We start from the raw sequence: 14,412 nt of genomic DNA on the forward strand, positions 1-14,412 counted from the left end.
CAAGCAAATGCTCAAACCCATCCTGTTGGTCGAGGATAACCCGCACGATCTCGAGCTGACCCTGGTCGCGCTCGAGCGCAGCCAGCTCGCCAACGAGGTCATCGTGCTGCGTGATGGCGCAGAGGCACTGGATTACCTGTTCCGCCGCGGCGCGCATCGGGACCGTGGTGAAGGCAACCCGGCGGTGCTCCTGCTGGACCTGAAACTTCCCAAGGTGGACGGCCTCGAAGTGCTCGAGGCGGTACGCAACGCCGAATCGTTGCGCAGCATGCCGGTGGTGATGCTGACCTCCTCCCGCGAGGAGCCCGACTTGCAGCGCGCCTATGCGCTGGGGGTGAATGCTTACGTGGTCAAGCCGGTCGAGTTCAAGGATTTCGTCGCCGCGATTTCCGACCTGGGCATCTTCTGGGCGGTGCTCAACGAACCGCCGCCTGGCTCCGCGCGCCTGGCGCGTCGGCTCACGCCCCGTTCCGGTGGCGACGAGCAATGAGCAGGCCGCCGCGCGCAGCGGCGTGTTCAGCTGTCGTTCCGCCGCCTGTGGCCGGCATTTCCGAGGTACCGAAGTTGGCGGTGATCGATGTCCGCTAGACCGTTGAAGATGCTTTTCGTCGAGGACAGCCCGCATGACGCGGAACTGACTCTGGCGACCCTCAAGCGTCATGGCTTCCAGGTCGACTGGACCCTGGTGCACAGCCATCAGGGCGTCGAGCAGGCGCTGCTTGCCGAGAGCTTCGACCTGATCCTTTCCGACTTCCTGCTGCCGGGTTCCTCCGGCATGCAGGCGCTGCAGGTCGCGCGTCGTCTCGCACCGGAAATCCCGTTCCTGTTCCTCTCCGGCATCTTCGGCGAGGAACACGCGGTCGAGATGATGCGCCTGGGCGCCGTCGACTACGTGCTCAAGCAGAACCTCACCTTCCTGCCCAAGGCCATCGAACGGGCGATGGCGGAAGTCTCCGAGCGTCGCGAGCGGCGCCGTGCCGAGGACGCGTTGCATGAGGTCGAGCTGCGCGCCGACCTCGCCATCGAAGCGGCTCGCCTCGGCCTATGGGACTACCGGCCGCAGACCGATACGCTGATCTGGGACGCACGCTGCAAGGCTCTGTATGGCCTGCCCAGCGGCAAGCAGGTGCGCGACATGGCCACCTTTCTCGACGCCTGCGATCCGGCCGATCGCGAGCGCCTGCATGAGCAGGTGACGCGCACGTTGTCGCGCGACAGTGGCGACGAGTTGAGCGTCGAGTACCGCATTCAGGTGGCGGGTTCGGTGCGCTGGCTGTCGATCCGCGGGCGCGCCTCCTTCGAGGATGGCCGCTGCGTGCGCCTGATCGGCGTGCTGCAGGACATCAGCGAACAGAAACAGGTGACCCTGGCGCTGCAGGAGCTGAACCAGACCCTCGGCGAACGCGTCGAGCGACGCACGCGCGAACGCGATCGCACCTGGGACCTGTCACGCGAACTGCTCGCGGTGATGCGCTTCGACCTCACGCCCATCGCCCTCAACCCGGCCTGGCACGAAACCCTGGGCTGGTCGCGGGAGGAGTTCCTGCAAGGGCCGCTGTGGCATCTGCTGCACCCCGACGATGTCGCCAGCACCCGTGCCGAGGCGCAGCGCATCGCCGACGGCTACGTTTCCACGCGCTTCGTCAACCGCCTGCGTCACGCCGACGGCGGCTATCGCTGGATGTCCTGGACGGTGGTGCCGGAGCAGAGCCTGATGTACGCCGCGGTGCGCGACATCACCAGCGAGCGCGAGGCCCTGGACGAGCTGGCCAGCAGCAACCGCCAACTGCTCGAACAGATCGCCGAGCGCGAGCGCGTCGAGGCCGCCCTGCAGCAGATGCAGCGCCTGGAAGCGGTCGGCCAGCTGACCGCGGGCGTAGCCCACGACTTTAACAATCTGCTGACGGTGATCCTCGCCAGCGGCTCCTTCCTGGCCCGCGATCTGCCGGCGACGCCCGAGTTCGACAAGGCGCGCCAGCGCCTGCGGAACATCCGCGAGGCGGGCGAGCGCGGTGCCAAGCTCACCGGGCAACTGCTGGCCTTCTCGCGTCGCCAGCGGCTGACGCCGGAGCCGGTCGACCTCAACGAAACCGTGCGCGGCATGCTCGAGCTGTTGAAGAGCACGCTCGGTGGCAGCGTGCTGATCGAGACCGAGCTGGCCGACGATCTGCGCCTGGCGCTGGTCGATCCGACGCAGCTGGAACTGATCATCCTCAACCTGGCGATCAACGCGCGGGACGCCATGGCGATGGGCGGCACCCTCTGCCTGAGCACCCGGCGCGAACGGGTCGAAACGCCGCCGTTGGGTGCCGAGGACCCTGAGCCGGGCGACTACGTGGTGCTGTCGGTGCGCGACTCGGGCACCGGGATGAGCGACGAGGTGCTGGCCAAGGCCTTCGAGCCATTCTTCACCACCAAGGATGTCGGCAAGGGTTCCGGCCTGGGCCTCGCCCAGGTGTTCGGCTTCGCCAAGCAGTCCGGCGGCGGCGCGCGCATCGACACCCGCCTCGGTGCCGGCACCACGGTCAGCGTCTATCTTCCCTGCGCGCCGGAGGAAACGCTCGACGCGCCGCCGTCGCCGGCCGAAGCTGCGCATGACGAGACGCAGGGTCAGGCGTGCCAGGTGCTGCTGGTGGATGACGACCCCAACGTGCGCGCGGTGACCGCGATGCTGCTCGACGACCTCGGCTACCGGGTGGTCGAGGCGGACAGCGGCGTGCAGGCGCTGGAGCTGCTCGACGAGCACGTCGACATTCTCCTCGCCGATTTCGCGATGCCCGGCATGAACGGTGCTGAAGTGGCGCGCGCGGTGCGCCGGCGCTTCCCGGACATGCCGGTGGTGTTCATCACCGGTTACGCCGAGTTGGGGGGGCTGGACGTGGAGAACTCTCTGATCCTGCCCAAGCCGTTTCGCGGCGAGGAACTGTCGGCGAAGCTCAATGCGGCGTTGTTGTCCGCCGAATCGCGCGCCGGCGGCTGATCGCGCGGGGCCCGTTTCTCAGGCGCGCGCGTCGCGCAGGCTGGCGAGAAAGCTCGGCACGTCCGCAGCGCCAGCCTGGCGCAGGGCGCGGCCGAGCGAGTCGGCGGCGGCTTCCTCGCGCGGCAGTAGCAGCCATTCCGGCGTTTCGGGCGGGCTGATCCGGTCGAGGCGCGCGTAGGGCGTACCGTGGCTCAGCAGCAGGTCCATGAATTGGGGATGTACCCAGGCTTGCTCCGGCAGCGCGAGCACGTGGAAGGCTGCGTCCAGCGCCGCCAGTCCCGCCGGGTTCAGCCGATAGTGCTGGCGAATCGCCGGAAGGATCACCTGCAGCCCACGCCGACGCGCATAGGCCAGCGCCACGCCGAAGGCCGCTACCTGCTGGTGGCCACCCCAGTACAACCGGTTGCCGTGCCAGTCGGCCTGGCGCACCTCGATCTGCTGGCCGCTGAGGTAGCGAGGCAGGGCCAGGCTGATCGCCTTGACGAAATCCTTGTAGCTGATGATGCGCACCGCGCGCCCGGCCGGCGTTGTCGCGAAATCTTCCAGATGCGCAAGCGGGGGTTGCTCGCCGCGCGGCGCGCAGACGCCGTCCAGTTCGCGCAGGTCGAACGCCTCGCTCTCCAGGCTCTGCAGCTCGACGCAGCGCACCAGCAGCGCGTGGGCTTGCGCCTTGACCTGCTGCACCGGACCGGAGAGCGCGCCGCGCGGCAGGTCGAGCAGGCGTTCCAGCGGAGGGCCGTCCTGCCACCAGATGCTGTCCTCCGGTCGCTGCAGCGCCTTGAACGGCAGATACTCCAGCCCAGCGTGCTCGAGTCGCGGGCGCTGCCGGCCGCCCAGGCCCAAACGCTGCGCAAACTGGGACAGGCGCATGGCGAAGGAGGGTGGTTCGGGCACGGACATGGCGGCGCTTCTACTCCCGTAATGGCCGCAGTGTGGCTATGGACGGCGGGTTGACGCTACAACAATCTTTTGACGTCGGAGAGTCGATTCTTCCCGGATGAAGCGCTGTGGCACACTTCGCGAAACCGATCCCACGGACACGCCATGCAGCGCATCCTGCTCGACATTCACATCCCGGCCGACCGCCTGCTGGCGCTCTATCAGGGCCGCGCCAACCGCATCCTGCTCAAGGCCCGGGACGGCCGCAGCGTGAGCCTTCCGGCGCATCATCTGCGGCCGTATTTCGTCCATGACGGGGTGCACGGCGCCTTCGAGCTGCAGGTGAGTGATTCCGGCGAGCTACTGGAGCTACGGCGCCTCGCTTGAAGGTCGCCGCCCCGGCTATAATCCGCGGCTCGCTCACGACCCGAAGCCCGCCCAATGTATAACCTGGCTCGCGACCTGCTGTTCAGACTCTCCCCGGAAACCTCCCATGACCTGTCCCTGGACCTGATCGGTGCAGGCGGGCGGCTGGGCATCAATCGCCTGCTGACCAAGCCGCCGGCAAAACTGCCGGTCTCGGTGATGGGCCTGGAGTTTCCCAATCCGGTGGGCCTGGCCGCGGGTCTGGACAAGAACGGCGATGCCATCGACGGCTTCGCCCAGCTGGGTTTCGGTTTCGTCGAGATCGGCACCATCACGCCGCGTCCGCAGCCGGGCAACCCCAAACCACGGCTGTTCCGCCTGCCGGAAGCCGAGGCGATCATCAACCGCATGGGCTTCAACAACCGCGGCGTCGACTACCTGCTGCAGCGGGTCGCCGCGGCGAAGTTCGGCGGCATCCTCGGCATCAACATCGGCAAGAACTTCGACACGCCGGTCGAGCGCGCGGTGGACGACTACCTGATCTGCCTGGACAAGGTCTACGCCCACGCCCGCTACGTGACGGTCAACGTCAGCTCGCCGAACACGCCGGGGCTGCGCAGCCTGCAGTTCGGCGACTCGCTCAAGCAGTTGCTCGAGGCCCTGCGCCAGCGCCAGGAAGACCTGACGGCGAAGCACGGCAAACGCGTGCCGCTGGCGATCAAGATCGCCCCGGACATGACCGACGAGGAAACCGTGCTGGTCGCCGAGGCGCTGCGCGATGCGGGCATGGACGCGGTGATCGCCACCAACACCACGCTCGGCCGCGAAGGCGTCGAAGGGTTGCAGCACGGCGACGAGGCGGGTGGGTTGTCCGGCGCGCCGGTACGGGACAAGAGCACGCATACGGTGAAGGTGTTGGCAGGCGAGCTGGGCGGGCGACTGCCGATCATCGCGGTGGGCGGCATCACCGAAGGTAGGCATGCGGCGGAGAAGATCGCCGCCGGCGCCAGCCTGGTGCAGGTCTATTCGGGGTTCATCTACAAGGGCCCGGCGCTGATCCGTGCCGCCGTCGACGCCATTGCGGCGCTGCCGGGCTCGGCTCGCTAGCTTCGGGGGCCATGAAAAAGGGCTCCCGAAGGAGCCCTGGGCACTACGCCCGCCGCCCGGTTGGGGCGCGCTTCATGAGATGTAATCGATCCTGATCAGCCGACGGCGTGAAGTTCGTTAAGACGATGAATGCCGGCGGTGCCGGTAAATCCATCCCACTGATCGCCACGTCCCTCGCGCCAGCCGTTGATCCAGGCTTGGCGGGTGGCCGCAAGGGTGAAAGGACAAAGGTCGCGGGATTTACCATGAATACCGTGCTGATAACCACGCAAGAATGCTCGTTCCAACGGATCACGCTTAAGTCTTCTCATAGGGTGTTGCCCTCACTGGTTGACTGTTATATGTCCCGTTGGCCTCGTGGCGAGGCCAGGCAGAATGCGATCTGCCGACGGAGCCGCTGCCGGCGTCGCGGTCTCCTTCCAGCGGCGTTGCACCGATGGGGTAACTGAGTTCTAACCAATGCCTGGAAGCATTGGAATGATCGTTTTGTCATAAGCACGTAATGCTTTTCTGAGTGAGGCCATAAGAACAGGGCGGGTTGGCACCTGACGGCGCATGAAGGCCGGCGCAACCGCGGCAGTAGACGGGGCGCCGACCAGGGCGTTATTGCGAACTACTCTTGCCTGTGAGGACTCACTATTCCGACGAAGGGTCGTCTACGACCTTTTGCCACTTTCTGACGCGGCAGACACTGCCCGTCATCGACCGCCGCAGGCACCTGGAAACTCATGTCGGACCGTTACGAACTCGTTCTCACCTGCCCCAAGAGCCTCGAAGGGCTGCTACTCGAAGAAGCCACTGCCCTGGGACTGGAAGAGCCGCGCGAACAGACCGCGGCGATTCGCGGTTTCGGCAGCCTGGAGCTGGCCTACAAATTGTGCCTCTGGTCGCGCCTGGCCAACCGCGTTCTGCTGGTTCTCGACCGCTTCACGATCAAGGACGCCGAATCGCTGTACGACGGCGTTCATGCCATCGACTGGAGCGAACATCTACAGCCTGACGGCAGCCTGGCGGTGGAGTTCAGCGGTCATGGTTCGGGCATCGACAACACCCACTTCGGCGCGCTGAAGGTCAAGGATGCGATCGTCGATCGCCTGCGCCAGCCCGACGGCACGCGGCCCTCGGTGGACAAGATTAACCCGCATCTGCGCGTGCACCTGCGCCTGGACCGCGGCGAGGCGATCCTGTCCCTCGACCTGTCCGGGCACAGCCTGCACCAGCGCGGCTACCGCCTGCAGCAGGGCGCGGCGCCGCTGAAGGAAAACCTCGCCGCGGCGGTCCTGATCCGTGCCGGCTGGCCGCGCATCGCCGCCGAGGGCGGAGCGCTGGCGGACCCCATGTGCGGTGTCGGCACTTTCCTGGTGGAGGCGGCGATGATCGCCGCTGACATCGCGCCGAACCTGACCCGCGAGCAGTGGGGTTTCAGCGAATGGCTGGGCCACGTGCCGGCCTTGTGGAAGAAGCTGCAGGGCGAAGCCCAGGAGCGTGCCGCCGCCGGCCTGGCGCGGCCGCCGCTGTGGATTCGCGGCTACGAGGCCGATCCGCGGCTGATCCAGCCGGCGCGCAACAACATCGAACGTGCCGGGCTGAGTGACTGGATCAAGGTCTACCAGGGCGAAGTGGCGACCTTCGAGCCGCGTCCGGACCAGAACCAGAAAGGCCTGGTCATCAGCAACCCGCCCTACGGCGAGCGTCTGGGCGACGAGGCGAGCCTGCTGTACCTCTACCAGAACCTCGGCGAACGTCTGCGCCAGGCGTGCATGGGCTGGGAGGCGGCGGTGTTCACCGGCGCGCCGGACCTCGGCAAGCGCATGGGCATCCGCAGCCACAAGCAGTACGCGTTCTGGAACGGTGCCTTGCCCTGCAAGCTGCTGCTGATCAAGGTGCAGCCGGATCAGTTCGTTACCGGCGCGCGGCGCACGGCGGAGCAGCGTCAGGTCGAACGCGAGCAGGCGCACGCCGAGGAAACCGCGCAAGCGCCGAAGCTCAACCGGAACGGCAACCCGATCAAACCGACGCCAGCGCCCGCGCCGGTGGTCGAGCAGGCTCGTCTGAGCGAAGGCGGGCAGATGTTCGCCAACCGCCTGCAGAAGAACCTCAAGCAACTGGGCAAATGGGCCAGGCGTGAGGGCATCGACTGCTACCGCGTGTATGACGCCGACATGCCGGAGTACGCCCTGGCCGTCGATCTGTACCACGACTGGGTGCACGTGCAGGAATACGCCGCGCCCAAGTCGATCGATCCGGAAAAGGCCCAGGCCCGCCTGTTCGATGCCCTGGCGGCGATTCCGCAGGCGCTGAACGTCGACAAGAGCCGGGTGATCATCAAGCGACGCGAGCGCCAGAGCGGCACCAAGCAGTACGAGCGGCAGAGCGCCCAGGGCACGTTCGTCGAAGTCAGCGAGGGCGGCGTCAAGTTGCTGGTCAATCTCACCGACTACCTCGACACCGGGCTGTTCCTGGACCACCGCCCGTTGCGCCTGCGCATCCAGCGCGAGGCGGCCGGCAAGCGCTTCCTCAACCTGTTCTGCTACACCGCCACGGCCACCGTGCACGCGGCCAAGGGCGGCGCGCGGACCACCACCAGCGTCGACCTGTCGAAGACCTACCTGGACTGGGCGCGGCGCAACCTGTCGCTCAACGGCTTCTCCGACAAGAACCGCCTGGAACAGGGCGACGTGATGGCCTGGCTGGCCGCCGACACCAACCAGTACGAGCTGATCTTCATCGACCCGCCGACCTTCTCCAATTCCAAGCGCATGGAGGGCGTGTTCGACGTGCAGCGCGACCATGTGCAGTTGCTGGACCTGGCGATGGCACGCCTGGCGCCCGGTGGCGTAGTCTATTTTTCCAACAATTTCCGCAAGTTCCAGCTCGATGAGGCACTTGCCCTGCGTTACCGGGTGGAGGAAATCAGCGCCGAGACCATCGCCGCCGATTTCGCCCGCAACCCGCGTATCCACCGCGCCTGGCGTTTTCAGCCGCTGAACGGCTGAGCAAACCGCGCTGGGCAGGCCGTCCTCTCCCCAACAGAGTGGTGTATGAAGCGACCGAACGCGTTCAAGAAGAATCGGGGCTACATAGATCCAGCCACGGCTGGCTGGATGACCATCGGCGCGTCGCTGATTCTGGGCGCGCTGATCACCGTCGCGGTGTCCATCGTCACGCGTCACTTCTATGAGCAGCAGTTGCAGGAGCGCTTCGAGCTGGCCGCCGTCGAGCGTGCCAGCCTGGCCCGGGAGCGGCTGATCGACCAGACCCAGCGTCTGGACGCGCTGAGGCGGTTCTTCGTTTTTTCCGAGGACGTCGATCGCCGGTCTTTCGAGGGCTACAGCGAGCCACTGCTGAACGACACCTTCGCGCTGACCTGGTATCCGCGCATCGAGGCGAGTGCCCGCGATGCCTTCGAGGCCGCCGTACGCGAGGATGGCGTGGCCGACTTCCGCATCCGCGAGCTCGCCGATCCGGACGGGGACGACCTGGCACTGCGCCCGGCCGGCGAACGCGCCGAATACTTCCCCTTGCTCTACAGCGTCTCGCATCAGGCGCCGCGCCGGCCGCTGGGCTTCGACCTGCTGTCCTACGGCTCGCTGCAGCCGTTGCTCGACCGCGCGCGGACGGAGAACCTTACGATCATTTCCGAAAGCATCGCGCTGTTCGGCAGCCGCCGCCCGCAGGATCGCGGGCTGCTGATCTTCGCTCCGGTCTACAACGCCACGCCGATATCGCCGAGCGGGGCGCTGCAGGGCTACGTGGGGGCGCTGGTGAGCCTGCAGAGCCTCATGGAGTCGGGCATCTCCGACAAGAGCCGGCACAACCTGATGGTCGAACTGCTGGACGTGACGGGCGACTCGCCACAGTCGTTGTACCGTTCCGAGGACCTCGCGGCGCGCAGCGACATGCGTTACGCCTTGCAATTTCCCCTGGATAACCGGCTGTTCGAGCTGAGAATCCAGCCGACCGACCTGTTCATGCAGGCCAACCAGTCGCCGCTGGTGATCTGGGTGGTGTTGTTCGGCATCGTCCTCACGCTGCTGATCAGTGCGTTCCTCCACAGCCTGGTCAACCAGCGCCAGCGAGCCCTGGCGCTGGTCACCGAGCGCACTGCCGACCTGCGGGCTCGCGAGCAGGAGCTGGCGGCCAGCGAGCGGCGCTGGAGCTTCGCCCTGGACGGCTCGGGCGACGGGGTCTGGGACTGGGACATGCGCACCGACACCATGTTCTTCTCCGGCGCCTGGAAGAGCGGGCTGGGTTATGCGGAGGAAGACATCGGTAACAGCCTGGACGAGTGGAGCAAGCGGGTGCATCCGGACGACCTGCCGCGCGCGTTGAACACCCTGCAGCGCCACTTCGACGGCGAGCTGCCGAGCTACCTGTGCGAGTACCGCATGCAGCGTCGCGACGGCACCTGGGCCTGGATTCTGGACCGCGGCAAGGTGGTCGAGCGCGACGCCGAGGGCAAACCCACCCGCGCCATCGGCACGCATTCCGATGTCAGTTGGCGCAAGGCGGCGGAGCTGGAACTGGCGCGCGCCCACGGCCAGTTGAGCGGACTGCTGGACGCGGCGACCCAGGTGTCCATCGTCGCGACGGACATGCAGGGCCAGGTGATGACGTTCAACGTCGGCGCCCAACGCATGCTTGGCTATTCGGCGCAGGAAGCCGTCGGCCAGCTGAGCGTGCTGCAACTGCATGATCCCGAAGAGCTGCAGCGGCGGTCCGAGGAACTCGGCCAACAGCTGGGCAGGCCGGTGGAACCCCTGGAAGCCATCGCCTTCGAGGTGCTCCGGGAGAATCGCCATGACGAGCGCGAATGGACATTCGTTCGCCGCGACGGCAGCAGGCTCACCGTCAACCTGTTCCTCACCGGCATTCGCGACGAGGCGGGCACGCTGGTCGGCATTCTCGGCATCGCCACCGACATCACCGAGCGGCGTCGCGTGCGCGCGGCGCTCGAGGCGCGCGATCAGTTGCTGGAGAAACTCAGCTCGCGGGTGCCCGGGGTGATCTATCAGTACCAGTTGAACCCGGACGGCACAGCCAGCTATCCCTACGTCAGCGCGGGAATCCGCGACGTCTACGAGATCGAGCCCGAGGCGTTGCGCCGGGATGCGTCGCTGATCCACGAGCGCGTGCATCCGGACGACCGCGCGCGGGTCGATGAGTCCATCCAGCGTTCGGCCGAGCGCCTGAGCTTCTGGACCGAGGACTATCGCGCGCTGCTGCCCGGCAAAGGGTTGCGCTGGTTCCGCGCCGAGGCGCTGCCCGAGCGGCTGGCGGACGGCGCGGTGCTCTGGCACGGCTACCTCTCCGACATCACCGGCCTCAAGCTGGTCGAACAGGAGCTGCGTGAACTGTCGATCACCGATTCGCTCACCGGCGTGTACAACCGCCGCTACTTCCAGCAGCAGCTGGAAATCCAGATCGTGCGTTTGCAGCGCCATCCCGGCGCGCTGTCGGTGGTGATGCTGGACATCGATCGCTTCAAGCAGATCAACGACCAGTTCGGTCACGGCACCGGGGATCTGGTGCTCAAGCGGATCAGCCAGCGCATCGGCCACCGGGTGCGGCGCAGCGACGTGTTCTGTCGCCTGGGCGGCGAGGAGTTCGCCGTGCTCTGCCCGGATACCGACCTGCAACAGGCGGACATCCTCGCCCGCGCGCTGCTCGAAGAGCTGCGCCGCGATCCGGTGGAGGGCGTGGGTGTGGTCACTGCCAGTTTTGGCGTGGCCCTGTGGCAGCCGGGAGAGGACGCCGACGCGTTGCTGCGCCGGGCGGACGCAGGCGTCTACGCGGCGAAGCAGGCGGGCAGGGATCGGGTGGTGGTGAACTACGGTTGAGCAGCAGGCGCGCCGTCATCGCTGACGGTGCGCCCGTGGACCTCAACGCGTGGCGGTGCTGTTGGCGAGCTTGGGCTGGCGATACAGCTCGACGAGGATCTGGTCGAGCACCGAGGAGGCGCCCCACGGCCGCGGATCGTTGAGGATCGCCACCACCGCCCAGGTGTTGCCGTTGATGTCGCGACTGAAACCGGCGATGGCGCGCACGTTGTTCAGCGTGCCGGTCTTGATGTGGGCCTCGCCGACCAGGGCGGTTTTGTGCAGGCGCTTGCGCATCGTCCCGTCCATCGCCGCCAAGGGCAGCGAGGAAATGTACTCCGCGGCATAACGGCTTCCCCACGCGGCTTGCAGCAGGGTCGCCATCTCGCGCGCGCTGACCCGCTCGTCCCGCGACAGCCCGGAGCCGTTCTCCATCACCAGGTGCGGTGCGGTCAGTCCCTTCTTCGCCAGCCACTGGCGCACCACGCGTTGCGCGGCCTTGCCGTCGTCGCCATCGGCGTCGTTGCGAAACTGCGCGCCGAGGCTGAGGAACAGCTGCTGGGCCATGGTGTTGTTACTGAACTTGTTGATGTCGCGGATGATCTCGACCAGGTCCGGCGAATAGGCACGGGCCAGCAGGCGGGCGTCCTTGGGTACCACGTCGACGCGGTTGCCGCCGAGGATGCTGCCGCCCAGTTCCTGCCAGATCGCCCGCACGGCGCCGGCGGCGTAGTCCTTGTGATCGAGCAGCGACAGGTAGGTCTGCGCGCTGCAACCTTCGGCCAGTTCGCCGCTGGCCGTCACGGTGACGCCGCCGTCGGGGTTGTTCACCGAGTTGTAGACGACGTCCGGGTAGGTCTTGCACTTGCTCGCCTTCAGTGGCTTGACCCGGTTGTCGATCTGCACGTTGGCCATCGGCGGTTCGACCGCGACCGAAACCTTGCCGCTGTCGGTGCGGGCGATGAAGCGCATGGCCTTGAGGTTGATCAGCAGCGAGTCCGGGCGGACCAGGAACGGCTTGTTGCTGTCGCCGCCGTCGTCGTTGAACTCCGGCAGGTTGGGCTGGATGAAGTAGCTGCGGTCGAGCACCAGGTCGCCGGTGACTTTCTGTACGCCGTTGGCGCGCAGGTCGCGCATCAGCAGCCAGAGCTTCTCCATGTTCAGCTTGGGATCGCCGCCGCCCTTGAGGTAGAGGTTGCCGTTGAGCACGCCATCCTTGAGCTGTCCGTCGGCGTAGAACTCGGTGCGCCACTGGTAGGTCGGGCCGAGCATTTCCAGGGCGGCGTAGGTGGTCACCAGTTTCATGGTGGACGCCGGGTTCACCGACACGTCGGCGTTGTAGATGGTGGTCTGGCCCGGGCCGTTGAGCGGTATGGCCACCAGGGAGAGGGAGTTGGGCGAGATCTTGTTGGCCTTCAGCGTCTGCTGCACCTTGTCCGGCAGCGCGGTGCTGACATTGGCGGCGAAGCTGAAGGAGGGCGCGCCGATGGCGAGCGGCAGCAGGCTGGCGAGGGCCAGGCGGCGAAGAATTCGATTCATGGGTAGGAGAGAGAAAGCGAAGCGTGGCATAGGGGGAAATTCCCACATCGTCAGGGAAGTGGCCGCATTATGCCCGAAGGCCGCGGCGCTGCCGAACGATGATTGAGGCGCCGTTATTTCCCTTCGGCGCCATGGAGGCGGGCGCGCGGCCGGCTAAACTGCTAGAGTGCCGCGCGTTTATCACTCTCGAGGACTTACTCCATGGCTACCAACCGTTCCCGCCGCCTGCGCAAGAAACTCTGCGTCGATGAATTCCAGGAGCTGGGCTTCGAGCTGAACCTGACCTACAAAGACGGCCTCGACGACAAGGCGATCGACGATTTCCTCGATGCCTTCCTCGACGATGCCATCGCGGCCAACGGCCTGAGCTATGTCGGCGGCGACGACTACGGCTTCGTCTGCCTCGGCAAGCGCGGTTCGGTCGACGAAGAACAGCGTACCCAGGTCGAAGCCTGGCTGAAGGGCCGCAGCGAACTGACCGAGTACAAACTCAGCCCGCTGATGGACGTCTGGTATCCGGAAAACCCGATCAACCCGGCGTAATACCTGAGCGCAGGCGCGGCTCCGTCACGGAACGCGCCCGCTATCGCAACACCGCGTCACTCCCGCCTTTCGCCGGTATCCGCCGGTTCCGCTTTTCGGTCCAGACGCTTGCGCAGCAGGTCGATCACCTGGGCTACCAGCAACGCCAATGCCACCCCAAGCAGCGAGTTGAGAAGGCGCACGCCCGGCAGATGCCAGTCGCGCGACAGACTCTCCGACAGCAGCACGAAGCAGAAGGTCGTCTGCAGCACGAACAGCCCGTAATGGTTGACCTGGAAGGCGCGGCTCAGAACGATCAGCGGCAGCAGCGTCGCCACCATCAACGCCGGGCTTTGCAAGCTATGGCCGATGAACACCAGCAGCACGGCGGCCGCCAGGCTGGCGGCGCTGGCCTGTACGGCGCGCACCAGACTGTTGTGGAACTCCAGTTGCAGGGTGGTGATGACCGCCACCGTCAGCCAGTACCCGCGCGGCAGATCGGCGAGGTTCACCAGCAGGCCGGCCAGCCCGCAGGCCAGCATGCAGCCCAATGCATGCAGGCGCCATTCGCGGCGGGGCAGGCGCTGCGCGTGGCGGCGAAGCACCTTGAGCAGCGAGACGAAGCGCGGCAGCCGCGGCCACATGCGCAACCCATGGCCACCGCGCAGGGCGAAGGCGAGCAGCGTGACCCAGAGGCCGCCGAGGACGAACAGAGCGGCGACCGCGTAGGGGTTGTGCAATGCGCCCATCGCCTGCTGGCCGTGGCCGAGGCTCAGGCAGACCGCCAGGCCGACGCCGAGCTTGCCCGCCTCGTTGCCGAACCGCTGTAGCCAGGCGAGCAGCAGGCCGAAGGCCGCGAACAGCAGCAGGCTGCTGGTGGGCCAGGGCGCGGCCCAGAAGCCCAGCGCGGCGCTGCAGGCGCCCAGCGCGATCAGCAGGAGCATGCGCAACATGCCCAGGCGATGCAGCGGATTGGCCTGTGACGCCTGGAACGCGCCGACCGAAGCCCAGAGAAATCCGGGGTGGGCGCTGAACAGCCCGAGGAGCAGGGGCAATCCACAGCCGATACCCGCCACCATCGCCGGTCCCCAGGCGGGCGGTTGCGCTTTCCAGGTCAGGCTTGTGCGTAGAACCCTGTGCATCGGTGCTGGTCTTCCTCAGGCTGCCGCACCTCGTAGGGCGTGACATCGTCTTCGTGGC

Annotated in this window: 11 protein-coding genes; 7 read left to right on the forward strand and 4 right to left on the reverse strand. The window is 66.7% G+C overall.

What is annotated here, in order from left to right; all coding sequences use genetic code 11:
- Positions 1 to 7: 7 nt before the first annotated feature.
- Entirely contained in the window at positions 8 to 490 is a 483-nt protein-coding gene (locus QMX85_RS12170; RefSeq protein WP_282341185.1) for a response regulator, read from the forward strand.
- Between the two features lie 87 nt (positions 491 to 577).
- Positions 578 to 2,980 (forward strand): response regulator, encoded by a 2,403-nt coding sequence (locus tag QMX85_RS12175; RefSeq protein ID WP_282341186.1) that lies wholly within the window; start codon positions 578 to 580, stop codon positions 2,978 to 2,980.
- A gap of 18 nt (positions 2,981 to 2,998) precedes the next feature.
- Here the strand turns inward: QMX85_RS12175 and QMX85_RS12180 are convergent, their stop codons facing one another.
- On the reverse strand, positions 2,999 to 3,880 hold the full coding sequence (locus QMX85_RS12180; protein ID WP_282341189.1) for a DUF6685 family protein: 882 nt from the start codon (positions 3,878 to 3,880) through the stop codon (positions 2,999 to 3,001).
- 144 nt (positions 3,881 to 4,024) lie between these two features.
- Here QMX85_RS12180 and QMX85_RS12185 point away from each other — a divergent pair, with 144 nt between their 5' ends.
- Both QMX85_RS12185 and QMX85_RS12190 read left to right on the forward strand, forming a co-directional pair.
- Positions 4,025 to 4,246, forward strand: a complete 222-nt coding sequence (locus QMX85_RS12185; RefSeq protein WP_090231334.1) for a DUF2835 domain-containing protein — start codon at positions 4,025 to 4,027, stop codon at positions 4,244 to 4,246.
- A gap of 54 nt (positions 4,247 to 4,300) precedes the next feature.
- A complete protein-coding gene (locus QMX85_RS12190; protein WP_282341191.1) occupies positions 4,301 to 5,332 on the forward strand; it encodes a quinone-dependent dihydroorotate dehydrogenase in 1,032 nt (343 codons plus the stop codon).
- A 95-nt stretch (positions 5,333 to 5,427) separates the two neighbouring features.
- Here the strand turns inward: QMX85_RS12190 and rmf are convergent, their stop codons facing one another.
- Positions 5,428 to 5,643, reverse strand: a complete 216-nt coding sequence (rmf, locus tag QMX85_RS12195) for a ribosome modulation factor (protein ID WP_090231332.1) — start codon at positions 5,641 to 5,643, stop codon at positions 5,428 to 5,430.
- A gap of 417 nt (positions 5,644 to 6,060) precedes the next feature.
- Here rmf and rlmKL point away from each other — a divergent pair, with 417 nt between their 5' ends.
- Positions 6,061 to 8,328, forward strand: coding sequence for a bifunctional 23S rRNA (guanine(2069)-N(7))-methyltransferase RlmK/23S rRNA (guanine(2445)-N(2))-methyltransferase RlmL (gene rlmKL, locus QMX85_RS12200; RefSeq protein ID WP_282341196.1), 2,268 nt, complete (start codon positions 6,061 to 6,063; stop codon positions 8,326 to 8,328).
- A 45-nt stretch (positions 8,329 to 8,373) separates the two neighbouring features.
- Complete coding sequence (locus QMX85_RS12205; protein WP_282341198.1) at positions 8,374 to 11,172, forward strand: diguanylate cyclase; 2,799 nt, start codon at positions 8,374 to 8,376, stop codon at positions 11,170 to 11,172.
- A gap of 42 nt (positions 11,173 to 11,214) precedes the next feature.
- Here the strand turns inward: QMX85_RS12205 and dacB are convergent, their stop codons facing one another.
- Entirely contained in the window at positions 11,215 to 12,690 is a 1,476-nt protein-coding gene (gene dacB / locus QMX85_RS12210) for a D-alanyl-D-alanine carboxypeptidase/D-alanyl-D-alanine-endopeptidase (RefSeq protein WP_282341200.1), read from the reverse strand.
- Positions 12,691 to 12,891: 201 nt separating this feature from the next.
- Here dacB and QMX85_RS12215 point away from each other — a divergent pair, with 201 nt between their 5' ends.
- Complete coding sequence (locus tag QMX85_RS12215) at positions 12,892 to 13,233, forward strand: 50S ribosome-binding protein YggL (RefSeq protein ID WP_090231329.1); 342 nt, start codon at positions 12,892 to 12,894, stop codon at positions 13,231 to 13,233.
- A 56-nt stretch (positions 13,234 to 13,289) separates the two neighbouring features.
- On the opposite strand, the gene QMX85_RS12220 is transcribed toward QMX85_RS12215, so the two are convergent.
- Positions 13,290 to 14,354, reverse strand: a complete 1,065-nt coding sequence (locus tag QMX85_RS12220) for an FUSC family protein (RefSeq protein ID WP_282341203.1) — start codon at positions 14,352 to 14,354, stop codon at positions 13,290 to 13,292.
- Positions 14,355 to 14,412 lie beyond the last annotated feature (58 nt).

The organism is Pseudomonas sp. PS02288, from assembly GCF_029959715.1.
Taxonomy (GTDB): domain Bacteria; phylum Pseudomonadota; class Gammaproteobacteria; order Pseudomonadales; family Pseudomonadaceae; genus Pseudomonas_O; species Pseudomonas_O kuykendallii.